The sequence below is a fragment of the Xanthobacter sp. genome, from assembly GCF_041911315.1.
In the GTDB taxonomy this organism is placed as follows: Bacteria; Pseudomonadota; Alphaproteobacteria; order Rhizobiales; family Xanthobacteraceae; genus Xanthobacter; species Xanthobacter aminoxidans.
In genome coordinates this window covers 93,488-113,717 of sequence record NZ_JAYRPE010000071.1, presented here as the reverse complement: position 1 = coordinate 113,717, position 20,230 = coordinate 93,488, and the positions used below count along the sequence as shown (strand labels likewise).

Below are 20,230 nucleotides of genomic sequence, written 5' to 3'. Positions count from 1 at the left end.
CGGTCGTTGGCAGGAAAGGTGGGTAGAATGTCGTTTCCGCCGCGCCCTGTCATGCCCAATCTCATGCCGCAGCATCGAGAGGGAACGACGTGACGAAAACAACATTGGACATCGGACTTCTCTTTTTCCCCGGCATGACCCAGCTGGACGTCACGGGACCATTCGAAGTCCTGGCCCGCCTGCCCGGCGCCCGGATGCACCTGCTTTGGAAGTCCATCGAGCCGATCACGAGCGACGTGGGGCTTACCCTCATGCCGACGACCACTTTCGCGGACTGCCCGCAACTGGATGTGCTCTGCGTCGGTGGTGGTCCAGGGCAGATGGCGCTGATGGATGACGAGGAGGTCATGGCCTTCGTCGCCCGGGCGGGCGCGAGTGCGCGCTATGTGACGTCCGTGTGCGCCGGGTGTTTCATCCTCGCGGGTGCCGGGCTGCTCGATGGCTACAAGTCCGCGTGCCATTGGCTGTCGCGCGATCAGCTCGCAATCCTCGGTGCCATCCCGGTCAAGGAGCGGATCGTGGTGGATCGCAACCGCATCTCCGGCGGCGGCGTCACGGCGGGAATCGACTTCGCGTTCCAGGTGGCGGCCGAGCTGTGCGGCGATGATGTCGCCAAGCGGGTCCAGCTGATGCTGGAGTATGACCCAAAGCCGCCCTTCGACATCACCGAGGACAACGCTCCGGCCGCGCTTTTGGCCGAGGTCCGGTCCGCCGCGCGCCCGCTGCTCGAGGAGCGGCTTCGCTCCAGCCAGCGGGCCGTCGCGCGGATGCAGCAGGGCAGGGGCCCGCAGGAGGCTCATCCCGCCGCGTTCCCGTCCAGCACCGGGGCATCGTGATGACCTTGCAACTGACCCGCATGGAGGAAGACGGCCAGCTCATCTTCCGGTTCGAGGATCCCGACTGCGACCTGTCGGGGGTCATCGTGGTGGACTCGCTGGCGCTGGGGCCGGCGACCGGAGGCTGCCGCTTCTGGCACTATGACGATGCGGCCGCCATGCTTTCGGATGCCCGCCGCCTCGCGCGCGGCATGAGCTACAAGAACGCGATGGCGGGCCTGCCGCTGGGCGGCGGCAAGTCCGTCATCCGGCGGCCCGATGGCACCTTCGACCGCGCCGCCCTGTTCCGCGCGTTCGGGCGGGTCCTGGAGGAGATCGGCGGCGACTATCTGGCGGCGGAGGACGTGGGCACGACGCCGCGCGACATGGAAGTCGTGCGCTCGCAGAGGCCTTTCGTCTTCGGGCTTCCGGCCGATGCAGATCAGGCCGGCGGCGATCCCTCGCCGTGGACCGCCCTTGGCGTGTTCCTCAGCATTGCCCATGTGTGCGCTCGGCGGGGCCGTCCGCTTTCGCAGAGCCGGATCGCGGTGCAGGGCCTCGGCAGCGTCGGCGCGGACCTCTGCCGGCGCCTGCATGGGGCCGGCGCCGCGCTGGTGGTCGCCGACGTGCACCCGGAGGCGGCGGAGCGCCTGCGCACGACGATCCCCGTGGAGGTGGTGTCGCCGGCGGCGATCCATGCGTCCGACGTCGACCTTTTCGCGCCCTGCGCGCTCGGTGCGGGGCTGAACCAGGTCACCATTCCGCAGATGCGCGCGCGGCTCGTCGCCGGCGCGGCGAACAACCAGCTCGCGACGGAGGCGGATGCCGCCCTCCTACACGAGCGGGGCATTCTCTACGTGCCCGACTTCGTCGCAAATGCCGGGGGCATCATCAACGTTGCGGCAGAATATCTCGGGCACGACCGCGGCATGGTCCATGACGCCGTGCACCGCATTCCAGATCGGCTGGCGCAGGTTCTCGACCGCGCTGAGGCAAGCCGGACGTCGCCTGCGCTGGTGGCGGACGTCATGGCCCGGGAATTGATCGCACGGGCCACCGGGGCGATGGCAGAAAACGAGGGAAAACGGCCGTTGTAGCCTTCCGCCTCACAGCGCAGGATTTGCAAAGGACCAGGCGACGGCGGACCATTTTGCCCGGTTCCACCCGCCGCCTGCAACCAATCCAGGAAGCCGATACGGCTCGCAGGGGAACACCGGAAAATGAACCACGATCAAGGCATGCGGAGCCGCAGGGGTCTCCTGCGCGCGTTCTGGATATCAGGTGTCGGCGCCCTCACGGCCCTCGCCCTCGCGGCGACGCCGGCGGCTGCGGAAATCTCGGATGGAGTCGTCAGGATTGGCATCATCAATGACCAGTCCGGCCCGCTGTCGGATCTTTCCGGCAAGGGGTCTGTGGTCGCCGCCAAGCTTGCCATAGAGGATTTCAGGAAACGCTCGCCCGACATCAAGGTGGAACTCCTCGTCGCCGATCACCAGAACAAGGCGGACGTGGGCGCCCAGATCGTGCGGCGCTGGTTCTCCGAAGGTGTCGACATGGTGGCCGACATCGGAAATTCGGCAGTTGCCCTCGCCATCCAGTCTCTCGGGCGAGAAAAGAACAAGCTGGTCATGTACTCCGCCGTGGGCACGGTGGAGATCACCGGCAAGCAGTGCGCGCCGACCGGGCTGGCGTGGCTCCACGACAATTACAACCTGGTCGCAGGTCCCATCCGCAAGCTGGTCGGCCAGGGGCAGGACAAATGGTTCTTCATCGCGGCCGATTACGCCTTCGGGCGCAACATGGTGGCTGAGTCCGAACGCATGCTGGGCACCGTGGGCGGCACGTCCGTCGGCTCGGTGTTCCACCCGCTTGGCAATGCGGACTATTCCTCCTTCCTCCTCCAGGCGCAGAGCTCGGGCGCCAAGGTCGTCGCCTTCGCCAACGCAGGTGAGCAGCTCGTTTCTTCCATCAAGCAGTGGAACGAGTTCAACATGAATGCCGGTCCCCAGACCCCGGTCGCGCTACTGATGTTCCTCACCGACATCCACGGCATGGGCCTGGAGATGGCGAAGGGCCTGACGGGTGTCACGGCCTGGTATTGGGACTTGAACGACAACACCCGCGCCTTCGCCAAGCGCTTCTATGCCCTGCACGGCGCCATGCCGACGGCGCCGCAGGCCGCGGTCTATTCCGCCGTGTTCCACTATCTCAAGGCGGTGGCGGCCATCAATTCCGACGACACGGATCGCGTGATCGAGAAGATGCGCGCGACGCCGGTCGACGACTTCTACGCCCCGGGCGCCAGGCTCAGGGCCGACAACAAGCTGATCCACGATTTCTATCTGGTGCAGGTGAAGGAGCCGAAGGAACTGGAAAAGCCCTGGGCCTACTACAAGGTCCTGGAGACGATCACCGCCGATGTCGCCTATCGCCCCTTGAGCGAGAGCGACTGCCCGCTGGTTGCCGGCAAGCCGAAATAGACCGAGCGCGCCAAAAGTGGCGCGGGTGGGCGGGCATGTGAAGACGGGCGGAGGCGGAACGTCGTGCCGAGCGAAGCTTTCGATTGCATCATTTCCGGGGGCCGGCTGATCGATCCCGAGACCGGCCGCGACGAGGTCGCCGATGTCGGGGTGAGGGACGGCGGCATCGTGCGGATCGGACGCATTCCGGAAGCGGACGGGACGCGCCGGATCGATGCGGACGGACGCGTCGTGTGCCCCGGCTTCATCGATCTCCACGCCCACGGCCAGTGTGTCGCCGCGGACTGGATGCAGGCGTTCGACGGGGTGACGACGACGCTCGAGCTGGAGGTTGGCGTCCTTCCGGTCGGCGCCTGGTACGAGCGGCAGGAGAATGCCGGGCGGGTGCTCAACTACGGGGCTTCCGCCAGCTGGATCTTTGCCCGCAAGCAGGTGATGGCCGGCATCGTGCCCGATCCGGGCCGGCATCCGATGGAAATGATGGGGGAGGGGGCCGACAATCGCGGCGGGTGGTCGAGCGAGGTTGCGAGGGCGCGCGCGGTCGAGGACATCTGCTCCGTCATCGAGGCCGGACTGCGGGAAGGGGGGATCGGCATCGGCATCGCCCATGGCTACGCGCCGGGCGCCGGCATCAAGGAGATGACGCGGGTCTGCGACCTCGCCGCCCGCCATGCGGCGCCAACCTTCACACACATCGCCCATATGGCCAATGCGGATCCCCTGAGTTCCGAAGACTCCTATGTCCGCATCATCGGCCTCGCCGCCGCCACCGGTGCGCACATGCACATCTGCCACCTCAACTCGACCTCGCTGCACGACATCGCGCGTTGCCGGGCGCTGATCCAGCACGCACAGGCGCGCGGTCTGCCGGTCACGGTGGAGGCCTATCCCTACGGGACAGGCTCGACGGTGATTTCGGCGAGCTTCTTCGCGGCCACGGATTTTCCGGAGCGGACCGGGTCGGGATATGACAGCATCGAGCTGGTCCACAATCGTCAGCACCTGAGGGACAGGGCCGACCTCCTTTCGGCGCGGGACGCGGACCCCGCCGCGCTGGTGGCGTGGCATTTCCTCGATATCGAGAGCGAACCGGCGTTCCAGAACCTTCTCGACCTGTCGGTGCTCTACCCCGGCGGCATCATCGCCTCGGATGCAATGCCATGGGTGGAGCCCGACGGCGCCATCTATCGTGGCGAGGAATGGCCGCTGCCCCGGCGCCTGTCGTCCCACCCGCGCTCAGCCGGAACCTTCACCAAGTTCATCGGCGAGTATTGCCGCGACCGCGGCAAGATCGGCCTCGTGGAGGCGCTGGCCAAATGCACGGTGCTGCCGGCCCGCCTCATCGAAAGTTGCTCGCCCGAAATGAAGCGGAAGGGGCGCCTCCAGGAAGGCTGCGACGCGGATATCCTCGTGCTCGATCCGGCAACCATCGCCGCCCGGGCCAGCTTTTCCGACATGACGGCGCCGGCCGCAGGGGTCGAGGCGCTGCTGGTGGGCGGGCGACCGGTCATTCTGGACGGCCGGCTTGACGCGCGCGCCCGGCCGGGGCGTGCGCTGCGTGGCCGAGGGCCGGCGCATGCATGAGGACCGTGCCGCGCGTCCTGTTCCCGTTGTCGTCGTCGCGGGCGCGCTCGGAGCCGGAAAGACGAGCCTGATCAATGCCATGCTGGGCGGTGACTTGAAGCTGTCCCTGGCTGTCGTCGTCAATGATTTCGGCGCCATCGCCATCGACGAGGCGATCCTCTCCGCCACCGGCCTTCCGGTCTTTGCATTGAAGAACGGATGCATCTGCTGCTCGTTGCAGGGCGACCTGCTGCGCACCCTTTCAGGGGTGTTGTCGGTCGGCCGACCAATCGATGCCATCGTGATCGAGGCAAGCGGCGTGTCCGACCCGCGCGGGATCATCGAGGCGCTGCATGATCCCGTCTTGCAGAAGGCCGTGCGGCTCGACGCGGTGGTGACGGTGGTGGACGCCGAGGCGCATGATGTTGCCGACGACCTCTGGCAGGCCCAGGTCCGGGCTGCCGACATCATTGTCCTCGCCAAGGTCGGCGAGACGGCCGCCGCCGATCATGCAAGCTTGCGGGCGAGGCTGGAGGGCATGGGCAAGTCACTGGTTTTCGTCGCGGACGAGGGCGGCGGCATTCCGCTGGAGCTTCTTCTCGGTCAGCCCTTTCCGCGCGAACCGGCCGCTCCCGCCGAGGCCCCTGTGATCCGCGACGATCGCTTCGTCCATGCCGAATGGATGTCGCCGCGTGCCGTGGTCCTCGCGCGGTTCAGGGCCGTCATCGAGTCCCTCGCGCCGCGTCTCGTGCGGGCCAAGGGCCTGATCCGCGTCGCCGAGCGGCCGGGCCAGAGCTTTCTGTTCCAGCTCGTCGGCCGCCGCGCAAGCCTGCTGCCCTCGGATCTGCCCGTGGAGGGCGCGCGGCTGGTGCTCATCGGACGCACGGGCATCTTCGACGCAGCCGCGGCAACGGCCGAGCTCGAAGCGATGGCTCCGGAATAACAGTACAGTCTACGGCCCTCACGCGGGCGGCTCTCGGGGAAGCAGCATGGCTGAAATTGTAGTTCTGGGTGCCGGCATGGTCGGCGTGGCCACGGCGCTGGCTCTGCAGGAGCGGGGACACGACTGTGTCGTCATTGATCGCGCGCCACCCGGTTCGGAAACGAGCTACGGCAATGCGGGCATCATCCAGGCGGAAGCTGTCGAGCCGTACGCGCTGCCGACAAGCCCGCTGGCGCTTCTCGCGATGGCGGGGGGCGCCAGGAACGCCGTAAACCTGCACTGGCCGTCTCTGCCCAGACAGGCGCCCGCGCTGTTCGGCTATTGGCGGTCATCCCTGCCCGGTCCGCTGGGCAGGGTCATTCCGCTCTGGCGCCAACTGGTATCGGAGGCCGTGCCCCGTCACGCCGCCCTCATCGAGGCGGCGGGCGCCGACAAGCTGATCCGCCGGGACGGCTATTGGGAGGTCCATGATACGGAGCAGGGCCTTGCAGCCGCCGTGCGGGAGGCGGAGCGCAAGGGGCGCGAGCATGGTGTCACCTTCTCCGTCGCCGACAGGGCGGGGCTTGCCGCAGCCGAGCCTGCCTTGCGGCGGGCGCCGGCAGGGGCCGTTCACTGGACAGCGCCCTGGACCTGCCTTGCACCGGGAGGGCTGGTCGACGCCTACGCGCGGCTGTTTGAGGATCGCGGCGGTCGGATCGTCACCGGCGATGCACGGACCCTCCAGCGCTCCGGCGCCGGCTGGCAGGTCGCGGGAATGGACGCGAAAATCGTCGTCGTGGCGCTCGGGCCCTGGTCGCCGGAGTTGCTCCAGCCCCTCGGCTATCGCGTGCCGATGGTCCGCAAGCGCGGCTATCATCGCCACTATGGCGGCACCCACGGCCTCACCCGGCCCATGTTGCTTGCCGACCACTCCGTGGTGCTGTCGCCCATGCGAGACGGCCTGCGCATTGCGACCGCCGCAGAGCTGTCCGCCGCTGCGCCCGACACCAGCCCGCGCCAGCTCGCGCGGGGGGAGGCCGCAGCCCGGTCCCTCGTGGATCTGGGATCGCCCGTGGAAGCAACGCCCTGGTCCGGCACGCGCCCCTGTCTGCCGGGCCTGCTGCCGCTCGCCTGCCGCGCGAGGCGCCACCCCGGCCTGTGGTTCCATTTCGGCCACGGCCACCAGGGGTTTACCCTTGGGCCTGTCACAGCCGAGCGTCTGGCACGGGCCATCGACGGCGATGCGGCCGCGGTCGACGGTCTCGACCGCGGGGTAAAATAGCTGCCGATGGCCGGATCACCGCGCGCGGGCCGCTGCCGCTCTGGCAAGGTCGAGCCGGCGCGCCTTCGCCACCTTCATCCTCTCCTGAAGCAGCGCCAGAACGTCGGCGGGGGCCGTCTCCGGCGATCCGGCGTTGAACGGGGGCGCGGGGTTGTATTCCAGGCGCAGCTGGATGGCCTCGGCGGTCCTGCGATCCACCAGCTCGGAAATCACAGTCAGGCCGAGATCGATGCCGGCGGTGATGCCGCCGCCCGTGATGCGGTTTCCGTCGATGCACACCCGCTCGCGGCTCGCGGTCACGCCGAAGACGGGCAGGACATCGACGGCGCTCCAGTGGGTGGCGGCCTTGCGGCCCTCCAGCAGCCCGGCCGCGGCAAGCACCAGCGAGCCCGTGCAGACCGAGGTGACGAACTTGGTGCCGGCGGCCTGCGCGCGCAGGAAATTCAGCACCTCGTCATCGCCCATCAGGTCGTCGGTGCCGTAGCCGCCCGGAACACAGATGACGTCAAACTGGGGGCAATCGGCGAAGGCGGTGGTGGGCAGGATGGACAGCACCGTGTCGCTCTGCACCGCCTCGATACGCTTCCAGACCAGATGGACCTCAGCGCCGGGCAGGCTGGAGAACACCTGCAGGGGCCCGGTCATGTCGAGCTGCGTGATGCGGGGAAAGACGAGCAAGCCGAATTTCAGGGATGAAGACATTCTACGACCTTCGGGGTCCGATCTTGACCCGCCGAGCATGGCATGGTGCGATCATATGTAGAATGTCACGGTTCCCTCGTTTTCGGCCATGGCGATGATCGGCATCCTGATCTTCCCGGATTTCCAGCTTCTGGACGCATCGGGCCCGGCATCGGTGTTCGAGATCGCGCGCCGCCTGGTTCCCACCGCGCCGAACGTGCAGATGATCGCCGCACAGCCCGGGCCGGTCCGCAGCTCCTGTGGCGTGGAGGTGGTGGCCTCCAGCCTCAAGTCGGCCAAGTCCATCACCACGCTCGTCGTCGCCGGCGGGCTGGGGGTCGAGGCCGCCATCGACTGCCGGACGACCCTCGCCTTCGTCCGCCGCCATGCCACGCGTGGCGGGCGGGTGGCGAGCGTGTGCTCCGGCGCCTACGTCCTGGCGGCGGCGGGACTGCTGGACGGCCGCAAGGCAACGACCCACTGGTGCCGCACCCAGGATTTCGTCTCCCGCTATCCGAAGGTGCGGCTTGATCCCGATCGCATCTTCCTGCGCGACGGCAACGTCTGGACCTCTGCCGGCATCACCGCCGGGATCGACCTCGCACTGGCCATCGCCGCGGAGGAGCACGGGGATGCGGTTGCAAAGGACATCGCCTGCCAGCTGGTGCTCTACCATCGCCGCAGCGGCGGGCAGTCGCAATTCTCCTCGCTGCTGGAACTGAAGACCCCGAACGGACGGTTCGGCACCCTGCTCACCTGGGTGCGGGAGCATCTGGACAAGCCGCTCACCGTCGACATGCTGGCCGACCGGGCGGGGCTGAGCCCCCGCCATTTCGCGCGCATTTTCACCGCCGAGACCGGGACGACGCCCTCCAAGGCCATAGAGCGCTTGCGCCTGGAAGTCGCGCGAGAGCACGTGCAGTCATCTTCGGACCCTATCGAACGGGTCGCAGAAGTGACCGGCTTTCGCGATCCGGAGCGCATGCGCCGCGCCTTCGTCCGCGCCTTCGGCCAAGCCCCGCAGTCACTGCGGCGGGCGGCTCGGACCATCTAGGATCGCGCTTGAACTCTTACCCTGGCTCTAGGTTCAAGAACCTGCGTCCCGACCGGTACAGTTGTGCTGGATGCTTCGGTGGAGGAGCAGCCGCTTTCCCAATCCGGGGTCATCCAGGGCACCGCTGCGGCATCCATCCCCGCAGGTGGCTCCACCGCCGACAAGGCGCTGGAGGTGATCGACCAGGCGCAGGGGGCATTGAACCGGATCACTCAGGCGACGAATTCCGACCCTGGTACCGGCAGCGCAGGCAGTAACGGTTATGGCGCATGCGGTATCGTTCGAAGACTTTGTCGCGCAGGCCTGTCAGCGCGCTCGGAGCCGTGCGGCAATGCGTGCCACTTCGGGATTGTCCGGCTGAAGGCCCGCCAGGCGTTCCGCAAGCGCGCGGGCGCGGCTCACGTCTCCGGCGCCCAGCGCCGCATTGAGGACAAGTCCGATCAGCGCCGGATCGTTCGGGCTCTGCTCCAGCCCCTGCCGGGCCACGTCCTGTGCTTCAGTTTGGCGGCCGAGCGATTGCAGGGCGATCGCCTCCACATAGGCGTAGCGCGCTTCGGTGGGCGCCAGCGCGCGGGCGGATGCCAGCGCCACCAGCGCGTCGTCATAACGCTTCTGCCGCACGAGGGTGAGTCCGAGCGCATGGTGGAGGGCGGCGTCATTGCGCATGGCGAGCCCCTCGCGCAGCACCGTTTCGGCGTCCGCCTCGCGCTTCTGCCGCCGATAGAGGTCCGCCATGTTGACGCGCAGGGGCGCGAAGGTCGGATCGAGCTTGAGACCGGCGCGGTACTCCATCTCCGCCCCGGCTCCATCGCCCCGGCGCAGAAGGAAGGTGCCGAGATTGGCTCGCGCATCCGCCCGGTCCGCATTCAGCCTCTGGGCTGCCTCGTATTCGCTGAACGCAGCGAGGAGGCGGCTGCGCTCAGGCTCGACCACCTCATCCGGCGGGACATCGGCGAGCTGGTCCGCCGCCTCCAGCCGCACCGCGGCGGACGGGTCTGACAGAAGCGGCGATGCCCTCCGCCAGCGCTCCGCGCGCGGCAGGTTGGCCGCCGCCCGCAGCCCCGCCACACGAACCATGGGATCGGGATCGGCGAGGGATGCCCGAACCCCCTCGTCGCTTATACGCGCCGGGAACTGCGCCAGCGCCCCGACGGCGGTGGCCCGAACGAGGCCCGGCACGTCCCGATTTCCAGCCAGCGCGACAAGGGCCGCACGGGCCTCTGCTGCCCCAAGGCGCGCGGCATGAAACGCCGGCCCCCAGCTCTGGAAGCCCTTGCGCTCCGGCCTATGCCAGCGCTCGACCGCCTCGGCGGCCCAGATCGCAGGCTTTTGAGTGTGGCAATCGGTGCAGGCATTGGGCGTGTCGAGCGCAGCGGAGAGATCCGGGCGCGGAATGCGGAAGGAATGGTCGTGGCGCGCGTCGACCACCATGTAGGTGCGCTTCGGCATGTGGCATCCGATGCAATCCGGCGCGCCGGGTCCCGGGGCGTGGCCGGTGTGGCTCTGGACCGCGAAGCGCTCCGGCAGGTGACACTGGCTGCACACCGCCGCGCCGGGCGCCTTCAGGGCCGCGGTGTGCGGGTCGTGGCAATCGGTGCAGGCGACGCCGCGCTTGTACATCAGGCTCTGCTTGAAGGCGTGATCGTTGAACACCTCGTCCTGATTCTGCCCGTCGGATTCGAACAGGCCCTGCTCCAGCAGCACGGGCATGTGGGTCTGCGTCAGCGGCTGGCCGGGTTGCCAGCTCTCGGATGAGACGCCGCGGCGGGCGTGGCAGCGCGCGCAGGTCTCGACAACGTCCCCAGGCGGCCGGTCCACACCATGGGCCGGGCTTCCGGTCTTCGGATCGGGAGTCCAGTCCACGACGGGCCGGGGTGCGGCCGCACTGGCAAATCCCACATGAGATATCGCGCGATCGCGCGGCCCCTTCGCCCAGGCGAGGTGTCCTGCCCCGGCGCCGTGGCAGCTCTCGCAGCCGACGCTGATCTCGGAGACGCGCGTGTCGAAGCGGTCGGCCGCCGCATCGTAGGCCTTGCGCAGCGCCGTGGAATGGCATTCCGCGCACATGTGGTTCCAGTTTTGCTGCGGCCCGGTCCAGAACAGAGGGTCGCCTGGCAGAGGCGCGTCGTCGCCATAAAGATGGAACCAGCGCTGGCCGCCCTCGGACGCGGGACGCGTATCATAGGCGAAGGGCAGCGCCTGCACCCGCCCGTCCGGCATGGCGACCAGATATTGCTGGAGCGGGTAGAGCCCGAACGTATAGGCGATGGGATAGACCGTCCGCGTCCCGTCCGAGCCGGCGATCTCCACGCGATAGCCCGTCCCCTCCCGGAAGAAGCGAGCGCTCGCCGGACCTTGACCGACCTCCGCCCCGTCGAAGCGACCCTTGACGGTTGCTTCCGTTGGAAGGCTCATGGCGCCGGAGTGCTGCGAGGCCAGCCAGGCCTTGGCCTCCGCCGCATGACAGCCCGCGCATGCCGCCGAGCCGACATATCCCTCCGGCGCCTGCGGCGTTAGCGCCCCGATGCCGCCGGACGAAAGTTCGGCAGGTGCGGCCAAGGCACCCGCTTGGCGGCCTCGGTCGCTCCGCGCCGCCGCGATGAACGAGATCATCAAGGCTGCGAGGACGCCAGCCAACAAGACTGACAGGATGCTCCTGAGCCGCATCCTCTTCTACCTTCCACGGTACAGGTCCAGCAGCGAAGACTATGTCCCGGAGCGGTCTCGCCGCCCCGCCGGGGCCGACCGCATCTCTACCGCACTCATCGCCCCCACGCATCAGCCAAGATCGTGTACCGACAGGCGACCATAGCTGATTTCGCCTTTAGAGATAATTGGATGGCCGTGATCGGAGGCGAGGGCGGCCGACGCGACCTTCTCCTCGCCCAGCCAGCGCAGTCCCCTCGCGTGGCACGACCTCAGCGCTCAAATTTTAAGTGAATTGACTGACGTCAAGGCTATAATCGGACCTGTGACATCCTGATCGACATGTAATTATGTTCAGAGGTTCCAGAGTAGCGACGCCAGACTGAGCATGTAGTGATGGTAAATTCGAGACGCGGGATGAAAGCGGGTCCGTTGACGTGAGCGGATATCTGGTCCGGCGCCGGCCAATGCCATGCATGAAAAGAAGAACGCGATCACAATCGCCAACCAGGGAGGTCCGCCATGACGCCAGCCACTCTCTTTTCGATGGCCTGCATCGGCCTCGGCGTGGCCATCGCCGGCCCCGCCGCGGCCCAGCAGACCCAGCCTGTGGGGCCTTACAAGGACTTCAAGGGCAAGATCGAGCTTGATGTGCGCGACTCGGTGGCGGATTGGGGTCCATTCACGCCCAGGAAGGCGCCGGAAGGTGCGCCCAACATCCTGTTCGTGCTCTATGACGACACCGGCCTGGCTGCATGGTCGCCCTATGGCGGGCGGATCAATATGCCGACTCTGGACAAGCTGGCTGCGGAAGGGCTGACCTATACGCAATGGCATACGGCCGCGCTGTGCTCGCCCACGCGTTCGACGCTGCTGACCGGCCGCAACCACACGCTCAACGGCATGGCCGCGATCACCGAGGGGGCCAACGGATTCCCTGGGGCGAGCGGGCGCATTCCGCCGCAGGCTGCGACCATCGCCGAAATCCTCAAGGACAATGGCTACAGCACCTTCTGGCTGGGCAAGAACCACAATGTGCCGGAGCAGGACGTGGCTTCGGGCGGAAATCGCAGCACCTGGCCCCTGGGCATGGGCTTCGACCGCTTCTACGGCTTCATCGGCGGCGAGACCAATCAATGGTATCCCGATCTCGTCGAAGACAATCGCTTCATCGAGCCGCCTTCTGCCCCGCAGGACGGCTACCATTTCTCGAAGGATCTGGCCGATCAGGCCATCCGCATGATCCGCGACCAGAAGGCCACCAACCCTTCGAAGCCGTGGTTCATGTGGTACAACCCCGGCGCCAATCACGCGCCGCATCAGGCGCCGCAAGACTTTATCGACAAGTACAAGGGCAAGTTCGACGACGGCTACGAGGCCTATCGCAGCTGGGTGCTGGCGCGCATGATCGAGCGGGGCGTCCTGCCCAAGGACACGCAGTTGACGCCGCTCAACCCGCTACCGGCGGACGCGGCCTATGCCCCGGACATGGTGCGGCCCTGGGACAGCCTCTCGCCCGACGAGAAGAAGCTGTTCTCGCGCCTCGCCGAGGTCTATGCCGCCTTCTCGGAATACACCGATGTCCAGATCGGTCGCATCATCGACTATCTGGAAAAGTCCGGCCAGCTCGAAAACACCATCGTCATCTACGCGGCGGACAATGGCGCTTCCGGCGAGGGCTCGCCGAACGGCTCGGTCAACGAGAACAAGTTCTTCAACGGCTATCCCGACGATATCGCCGAGAACATGAAGCTGATCGACAAGCTCGGCGGCCCCGACACCTACGAGCATTTCCCCACCGGCTGGGCCGCCGCGTTCTCGACCCCGTTCCAGATGTTCAAGCGCTATTCGCAATATTCGGGCGGCACGGCGGACCCCTTGGTCATTTCCTGGCCGAAGGGCATCAAGGCGCGCGGCGAGATTCGCAATCAGTACCACCACTCGGTGGACATCGTGCCGACCTTGCTTGATATCATCGGCATCGAGATGCCCAAGGTCTATCGCGGCGTGGAGCAGTTCCCCCTGTCCGGCGTCTCCATGCGGTATACGTTCGATGCCGCGCCCGACGCCCCCACGCAGAAGAAGCGGCAGTTCTATGCGATGCTGGGCACGCGCGGCATCTGGGAAAATGGCTGGCTGGCGTCCGCCGTGCACGCGCCGTTCACGGGCAAGGGCAAGTTCGATCAGGACCGCTGGCAGCTTTACAACGTCGAGGCGGACCGCTCGGAATCAAAGGATCTGGCCGACGCGCACCCCGAAAAGCTCGCGGCGCTGATCAAGGCCTGGAACGAGGAGGCGCGCACCAATCTGGCGCTGCCGCTCGATGACCGCACCGCGCCGGAGATGCTCGGCGTGGAGCGACCCAGTGCCGAGCCGGCGCGCGACCGCTACATCTATTACCCCGGCACGGCGCCGGTGCCGGAGGGCGTCGCGGTCAACGTGCGCAACCGGTCCTACAAGATCCTCGCCAATGTGGAGATCGACACCCCCGACGCGTCCGGCGTGATCTTCGCCCACGGCTCGCGTTTCGGCGGGCATGCCTTGTTCATCAAGGATCACAAGCTCTACTACGTCTACAACTTCCTCGGCATCAAGCCGGAACAGACCTTCATTTCCAATGTCGATCTGAAGCCCGGCAAATACACGCTGGGGATGGAGTTTACCCGCACAGGCGCCGGCCCGCACAGTGAATCGCTCGGCACGACCAAGCTTTACATCGACGACAAGGTCGTGGCCGAAGGACCCATGCGGACCCAGCCGGCCAAGTTCACGCTCTCCGGCGACGGGCTCTGCATCGGCTATGACAGCGGCGATGCGGTGAGCCAGGACTATACGTCGCCCGGCACGTTCAAGGGTGGCACCATTCAGGGTGTGGCCGTGACCGTGGAGAAGGCCGCCTACACCGATCTTGCGCAGGAGGCCCAGCGTGCGCTTGCCCGCGACTGATGCCATCGGCACATCGCAAGCGGCCAGTGGCCATCTGGGTGCGACCGCTGGGCGGCGGCGCGGGGCGTGCGCGCGGTCATGATCCCGACCGCAATCCTGATCGTCGCGCTCGTCATCGTCGCGCTGAGCGCGCTGATCGTGGTGGACATCCGAACCGGCGGCGACAACCCGCAACTGGGTCTGCTGCGTCAGTGGCAGACGCTGATCGGCACCATGCTTGGCTTCGTGACCGGCGCGGGCATCCTGGCCATCTCCACCGCCATTTCTGCGGAAACCGAACAGGCGCGCAAGGCCGACGAACTGCGGCGTGTCGGCGAGGCCCTGCTTGTGGAGGCCAGCACGCTCAACGAGGTCCTGAAGCGGGCCGAGGGGCTGCAGGCCAGGATCGACAGTGCCAATGGCTCCTGCCCCTCGCAGGTGCTGGACATCAACGCCTCCATGGCGCGCGACACGCCTATGTTCGATGCGGCCGTCCCGCATTTCGTCGCCGTAGGCGCGCCCAACCTGTCGCTCTTCGTCGGCTTCTACGCCACCTATGGCGAGCTGCGGCGCAATCTGGCGTCGTATGTCAGTCACGGCTGCCCGCCGGTCAGCCATGGGACTGCGGTATCGGTATTCGAGAAGCTGGCGTCGGCACGAAGGGCGTTTGACGTGATCGAGGCGCATTACCGCAAGGGGTAGGTTCCGTTGCAAACGTGACCACCTCGCGGACAGACAGCCACCGTTCCGAGCCGCGTGAACAGAGCCGGCAGCACCACGATCGCCTCACCGAAAAACCGAGCAGCTTCGTCGATCGCCTATCAGGCCCGTGAGCCGGCGTTTTGCGTGAACAAGCTGGTCCTTAGAGGGAGCCGCGCTTCAGTCCACGCCGGAAACCCTCCAGCGCAAGGTCGGCTGCCTTACTAGTCAGGGTGATCGCTTTATACTTTCTGTTTAGATAATTCAGATTGTCGTTTTTGATGGGTGTCGGCATTCGCTGGAATTTTCAGTGCGCAATCCGCGCTGCGCGACGGCGCGATTCGCGCGACGAGACGAGTGGTTGGTACTATAAGTAGACGATAATCCGATGCATGGAGTCTGCGTCCAGATGCCGAACGAAAAGCGTGCGGGCCCTGCATCGAATGCGAAGGCCGCATCGCGGAACCGTGCCGTGCTTCAGCTGTTTGAGCGCAACTGCTCGGTGGGACGCACGATCTCGATCATGTCGGATGCGTGGAGCTTCCTGGTTATCCGCGAGGCGTTCTTCGGCGCGCGCCGCTTCGAGGAGTTCCGCACCGCGCTCGGGCTGCCCCGCGGCACCCTGGCGGAACGGCTCAAGCGCCTCACGGTGCGGGGAATTTTTCGGCAGGTCAGCTATTCGGCCAATTCCAGCCGGGCGGAGTATCACCTCACCCGCTGCGGGATGGAGCTTTATCCGAGCTTCGTCGCGCTCATCCGGTTCGGTGACCGCTGGCTGTCGGGTCCGGAGGGGCCGCCGCTCAAGCTCATCCACGCCACCTGCGGGCAGGAATGCGAACCCTATGTGGCGTGTTCCCACTGCCTCGGCGAGGTGAAGGCGAACCGGGTGCGCTACCGCGACGGACCGGGCGCCGGCCGCACCCCCGTGGAACCTGCGAAGCGGGCGCGGCGCACCGCGGAATCCGCGAGCTTCTCGCGTGGGCGCCCGAGCTCGGTGTCGCGCTCCCTGGAGATCATCGGCGACCGCTGGAGCTTTCTCATCCTGCGCGAGGCATTCTTCGGCGTGCGGCGTTTCGACCGGATGCAGACCGAGCTGCGGATCGCGCCCAACATCCTCACCGAGCGGCTCGGCCGGCTCGTGGCGCGCGGGGTCTTCGATCGGGTCAAGTATCAGGATCTGCCCGAACGCTACGAATATCGGCTGACCGAGATGGGCAAGGACCTCTACGGCGCATTCATCACCATGGGCGCCTGGGGCGACCGCTGGCTGTCCTCCGGCGATCCGCCTCTGATCCTGACCCATCTCGACTGCGGCCACGATTTTTCCGCCGTTGTCGTCTGCGACAAGTGCCGCAAGCCGATCGAGGCGCCGGACATGCGCTACCGCCTCAATTACGATCCTGCGCGGTATGGCGCCCCGCAGGCCGGCGACCGGATGGTTGCTGTTCTGGTGCCGGGCGAGAATGCGCCGGCGCAGGATGTGGCCCGGCCGGAGAAGCAGGCGGCCCCGCGCCGGGGCCGCCCTGCGCGCGCTACTTCTTGACCAGCGGGCACTGGCTCTGGGACAGCGGGCGGAACGCCTGCTCGCCCGGGATGACCTGCACCAGCTTGTAATAGTCCCACGGGCCCTTCGATTCCGACGGGCTCTTCACCTGGTAGACGTACATGTCGTGGATGAACCGGCCGTCCGCGCGGATGTAGCCGTTCTTGGCGAAGAAGTCGTTGACCTTCATCTCGCGCATCTTGGCCATGACGGCCTGCGCTTCGTCGGTCCCCGCCGCCTCGACGGCCTTCAGATAGTGCATGGTGGAGGAATAGTCGCCCGCGTCGCCCATGTGCGGCTTGCGGCCCATGCGCGCCTCGAAGCGCTTGGAGAAGGCGCGGGTCTCGTCGTCCCGATCCCAGTAGAAGGCATTGGTGAGCACGAGGCCCTGGGCATTTTCGAGACCCATGGAATGGATGTCGGTGATCCACACCAGAAGTCCGGCGAGGGACTGCTTGCCGGACTGCGTCAGCCCGAAATCATGCGCGGCCTTGACCGCGTTGATGAAGACGGTGCCGGAGCCGGCAACCGCGATCACGTCCGCTCCCGATCCCTGCGCCTGAAGCATGAAGGAGCCGTGATCGAGCGTATTGATGGGGTAGCGGACCGAGCCCACCACGTTGCCGCCGCCGGCCTTCACTACCGACGCGGTGTCGGCCTCCAGGGCGTGGCCGAAGGCGTAGTCCGCGGTCAGGAAGAACCAGTTCTTCTTGCCCTGCTTGATGAGCGCATTGCCGGTGCCGACGGCCAGCGCGTAGGTGTCGTAGGCATAATGGATCGAGTTCGGCGTGCACATGTCGCCGGTGAGGCGCGAGGAGCCCGAGCCGTTGATGATGGCGATGCCGTTCTTCTCCTTCGCCACCCCGGCGACGCCGATGGCCACGGCCGAATTGATGAGGTTGGCGATCATGTCGACCTTGTCGACGTCGAACCATTCCTTCGCCTTGGCGATGGCGACTTCGGTCTTGTTCTGGTGGTCGGCGACGATGACCTCGATGGGCTTGCCGAGGACCTTCCCGCCGAAGTCCTCGACGGCCATCTTCACCGCCGTGACGGATCCCTCGCCCGCTTCGTGGGAGAACTGCCCCGACATGTCGGTGAGAACACCGACCTTCACCACATCGTTGGAAATCTTGCCGGCGGCTGGCGGAGCCGCGGGGCTCTGGGCATAGGCCGGCAGCGACATGGCAAGCGCGGCGCAAATCGTCGCCACGTGTGCGATCCTGGACATCCGTCTTCCTCCTGCATGATCCGGCGCGCCTTTCCGGCTTAGCGTCCGGCTGGTCTGTCCCTGCGCCGACCGATGTCTTTCATAAATGGACGTTTGAATTGCCGCGTCTCGGTCGCCCTATCCTGCAATGCAGTATGGATGGGTGCTTGTTGCAGGAAATGCTGTCGAAGGCCGGGCAGTTGGTCCCGTGTCGGTCGGTGCGGCATTGACAACAGCACTTTCAGTCTATTAATGCAAGTTACGAATTGATCAGCGGAACCGATCACCGCGATCGCCATCGGGCGGCCTGGAGCGGCGGGCAAAAACCGCAGGTGCCTGCCCGCGGGCAGTCCTTGGAGGGAGGCGTCAGGTGAGCGCGCGCACAACGCCGGACCGGCGGCAGGACTACCCACACTTCCGGGAAATCGCGACGCGGTGGATGGACAATGACGTCTACCAGCACGTGAACAACGTGGTTTACTACTCGTTCTTCGATACGGCTGTCGGCCATTACCTGATCGAGACGGGCGCGCTGGATGTCCAGGCAAGCCCTGTCATCGGGCTCGTGGTGGAGACGCGCTGCCAGTATTTCTCGTCCCTGTCGTTTCCCTCGACGGTGCATGCGGGGCTGCGCGTCGGGCGTCTCGGCACCACCAGCGTGCGATACGAGATCGGCATCTTCCGCGATGCGGACCAGGTCGCGGCCGCGCAGGGGCATTTCATCCACGTCTATGTGGACCGTGCCACCAACCGGCCTGTTCCACTCTCGGACAAGCTGCGCCAAGTTCTTGCGCCCCTCGTCGTCGACGAGGCGGGCACCGGGACCAAGGAGGGCTGAATGGCGGATATCGAAGTCGCCGTCGAGGACCACATCGCGACTGTCACGCTCAATCGTCCGGCGCAGCGCAATGCCATGACGCTTGCCATGTGGCGGGACGTGGCGCGGATATTTTCCGAACTCGGCGCGGACCGTGACGTGCGGGCGATCCTGCTCGCGGGGGCTGGCGCGGATTTCAGCGTCGGCGCCGACATTTCCGAATTTCCCGTGGTGCGCCATACGCTTGAGCAGAGCGTGGACTACGAGGTCGCGGTGGATGCGTCGTCCGACGCCATCGCCGGGGCGGGCAAGCCGACCATCGCCGTGGTCTCCGGCTATTGCCTCGGCGGGGGCTGTCACCTCTCCATGTCCTGCGATTTCCGCATCGCCGCGCCGACCGCCATTTTCGGCATTCCGGCGGCGAAGCTGTCCATCGTCTACGGCGTGCGCAGCACCCAGCGCCTGCTGTCCCTCGTCGGGCTCACGCAGGCGAAGCGCATTCTCTACACTGCCGATCGCATCCCCGCCGGGGAGGCCCTGCGCATCGGCTTCGCGGACGAGATGGCCGACGACCCGATGGCTGCGGCCCGGAGCCTTGCTGGACGCATCGCGGCCAATGCACCGCTATCGGTGAGCGGGGCGAAGTTCATCCTCGATGGCCTCGCCATGGGGCCCGGTGCGCTCGATCTCGATGCCGCCCAGGCGCGCATCGACGGCGCATCCCGCAGCTTCGACTATCAGGAGGGGCGCAACGCCTTCGCCGAGAAGCGCCCGCCGCGCTTCGAGGGACGGTGAGCGGTCCCGCACGGGAGGAACAGCCATGAAGATGCATGTGCTTTCGGGCGGCCGCCTCCGGATGAAGCGGCACATCTACCAGCCCGACGCCGACCGCAGCGAGAGCATCGAGCTGCCCGTTGCCTCCATCCTGCTGCGCCACGCCCAGGGCAACGTCCTGTTCGACACGGGCTGCCACCCGTCCGTGGTGGACGACGCCGAGGCCCGCTGGGGCGGCGTGGCGCGGGCCATGACGCCGATCATGGGGCGCGAGGACAATGTGGTCTCCCAGCTCGCCTGTGTGGGCCTTGGGGCGGATGACATCGACGTGGTGGTGTGCTCGCACTTCCATCCCGACCATTGCGGCTGCAACGGCTTTTTCCGCAAGGCGACGGTTGTCGTGCACGCGGCGGAACTCGCCGCTGCAAAGGCGGAGAATGCAGCTTCCGCGGGCTATCTCCCGGTGGAGTGGGATCAGGGCAATCCGCTTGAGCTGATCGACGGGGAGAAGGATCTGTTCGGTGATGGACGCATCACCCTCATCCCGTTTCCCGGCCACACGCCGGGCCTCACCGGCGCGCTCGTCGCGCTGGACCGCGACGGCCCCTTCCTGCTGGCCTCGGACGCGGTGAGCGTGCGCACCAGCCTCGACCCCGGCGTGGTGCCGAAGAACACCTGGAACGTCGATCTGCACAACCGCTCCATCGCGGAAATCCGCAGGATCGAGGCGGGCGGCGCCACCGTCCTGTGCGGCCATGACGACGCCCAGTGGCAGACCCTGCGGAAGGGGGCGGACGCCTACGAGTGAGGCGCGGGCCC

At 66.7% G+C, this 20,230-nt stretch carries 16 protein-coding genes; 13 read left to right on the top strand and 3 right to left on the bottom strand.

What is annotated here, in order from left to right; all coding sequences use genetic code 11:
• The first annotated feature begins 104 nt into the window (after nt 1-104).
• From ACE3QW_RS20730 to ACE3QW_RS20705, 6 genes are all read left to right on the top strand, one after another.
• Complete coding sequence (locus ACE3QW_RS20730) at nt 105-836, top strand: DJ-1/PfpI family protein (protein WP_374253709.1); 732 nt, start codon at nt 105-107, stop codon at nt 834-836.
• A complete protein-coding gene (locus ACE3QW_RS20725) occupies nt 836-1,912 on the top strand; it encodes a Glu/Leu/Phe/Val dehydrogenase (RefSeq protein WP_374253708.1) in 1,077 nt (358 codons plus the stop codon). The genes ACE3QW_RS20730 and ACE3QW_RS20725 overlap by 1 nt, the downstream gene beginning before the upstream one ends.
• A 123-nt stretch (nt 1,913-2,035) precedes the next feature.
• Nucleotides 2,036-3,295 carry an ABC transporter substrate-binding protein gene (locus tag ACE3QW_RS20720; RefSeq protein ID WP_374253706.1) on the top strand — a complete coding sequence of 420 codons (1,260 nt, stop codon included), beginning with the start codon at nt 2,036-2,038 and terminating at the stop codon, nt 3,293-3,295.
• Between the two features lie 63 nt (nt 3,296-3,358).
• Nucleotides 3,359-4,879 (top strand): amidohydrolase family protein, encoded by a 1,521-nt coding sequence (locus ACE3QW_RS20715; protein WP_374253704.1) that lies wholly within the window; start codon nt 3,359-3,361, stop codon nt 4,877-4,879.
• On the top strand, nt 4,821-5,801 hold the full coding sequence (locus ACE3QW_RS20710; protein WP_374253703.1) for a GTP-binding protein: 981 nt from the start codon (nt 4,821-4,823) through the stop codon (nt 5,799-5,801). Before ACE3QW_RS20715 ends, ACE3QW_RS20710 begins: the two co-directional genes overlap by 59 nt.
• Nucleotides 5,802-5,847: 46 nt before the next feature.
• Nucleotides 5,848-7,062 carry an NAD(P)/FAD-dependent oxidoreductase gene (locus tag ACE3QW_RS20705; protein ID WP_374253701.1) on the top strand — a complete coding sequence of 405 codons (1,215 nt, stop codon included), beginning with the start codon at nt 5,848-5,850 and terminating at the stop codon, nt 7,060-7,062.
• A 15-nt stretch (nt 7,063-7,077) separates the two neighbouring features.
• Here the strand turns inward: ACE3QW_RS20705 and ACE3QW_RS20700 are convergent, their stop codons facing one another.
• A complete protein-coding gene (locus ACE3QW_RS20700) occupies nt 7,078-7,764 on the bottom strand; it encodes a DJ-1/PfpI family protein (protein WP_374253699.1) in 687 nt (228 codons plus the stop codon).
• A 94-nt stretch (nt 7,765-7,858) separates the two neighbouring features.
• Between ACE3QW_RS20700 and ACE3QW_RS20695 the strand changes: the two genes are divergently transcribed.
• Entirely contained in the window at nt 7,859-8,797 is a 939-nt protein-coding gene (locus ACE3QW_RS20695; RefSeq protein WP_029555001.1) for a GlxA family transcriptional regulator, read from the top strand.
• 306 nt (nt 8,798-9,103) lie between these two features.
• On the opposite strand, the gene ACE3QW_RS20690 is transcribed toward ACE3QW_RS20695, so the two are convergent.
• Entirely contained in the window at nt 9,104-11,212 is a 2,109-nt protein-coding gene (locus ACE3QW_RS20690) for a tetratricopeptide repeat protein (protein WP_374253698.1), read from the bottom strand.
• A gap of 753 nt (nt 11,213-11,965) precedes the next feature.
• Here ACE3QW_RS20690 and ACE3QW_RS20685 point away from each other — a divergent pair.
• The 3 genes from ACE3QW_RS20685 to ACE3QW_RS20675 all read left to right on the top strand — a co-directional run bounded on the left by ACE3QW_RS20685 (nt 11,966) and on the right by ACE3QW_RS20675 (nt 16,610).
• The gene (locus ACE3QW_RS20685; protein WP_374253697.1) at nt 11,966-14,389 is read left to right on the top strand and encodes an arylsulfatase; all 2,424 of its coding nucleotides are present in this window, start codon (nt 11,966-11,968) and stop codon (nt 14,387-14,389) included.
• 66 nt (nt 14,390-14,455) lie between these two features.
• A complete protein-coding gene (locus ACE3QW_RS20680; protein WP_374253695.1) occupies nt 14,456-15,070 on the top strand; it encodes a hypothetical protein in 615 nt (204 codons plus the stop codon).
• A 469-nt stretch (nt 15,071-15,539) separates the two neighbouring features.
• A complete protein-coding gene (locus ACE3QW_RS20675) occupies nt 15,540-16,610 on the top strand; it encodes a winged helix-turn-helix transcriptional regulator (protein ID WP_374253693.1) in 1,071 nt (356 codons plus the stop codon).
• On the opposite strand, the gene ACE3QW_RS20670 is transcribed toward ACE3QW_RS20675, so the two are convergent.
• Nucleotides 16,600-17,841 (bottom strand): ABC transporter substrate-binding protein, encoded by a 1,242-nt coding sequence (locus ACE3QW_RS20670; protein WP_374253691.1) that lies wholly within the window; start codon nt 17,839-17,841, stop codon nt 16,600-16,602. The two genes, ACE3QW_RS20675 and ACE3QW_RS20670, sit on opposite strands and share 11 nt — an antisense overlap.
• A gap of 349 nt (nt 17,842-18,190) precedes the next feature.
• Here ACE3QW_RS20670 and ACE3QW_RS20665 point away from each other — a divergent pair, with 349 nt between their 5' ends.
• The 3 genes from ACE3QW_RS20665 to ACE3QW_RS20655 are packed head-to-tail and all read left to right on the top strand — an operon-like array spanning nt 18,191 to nt 20,219.
• Nucleotides 18,191-18,658 (top strand): acyl-CoA thioesterase, encoded by a 468-nt coding sequence (locus ACE3QW_RS20665; protein WP_374253689.1) that lies wholly within the window; start codon nt 18,191-18,193, stop codon nt 18,656-18,658.
• The gene (locus ACE3QW_RS20660) at nt 18,659-19,432 is read left to right on the top strand and encodes an enoyl-CoA hydratase-related protein (protein WP_029554995.1); all 774 of its coding nucleotides are present in this window, start codon (nt 18,659-18,661) and stop codon (nt 19,430-19,432) included. It abuts the gene before it with no gap.
• A 25-nt stretch (nt 19,433-19,457) separates the two neighbouring features.
• Entirely contained in the window at nt 19,458-20,219 is a 762-nt protein-coding gene (locus ACE3QW_RS20655; protein WP_374253687.1) for an N-acyl homoserine lactonase family protein, read from the top strand.
• Nucleotides 20,220-20,230: the final 11 nt, after the last annotated feature.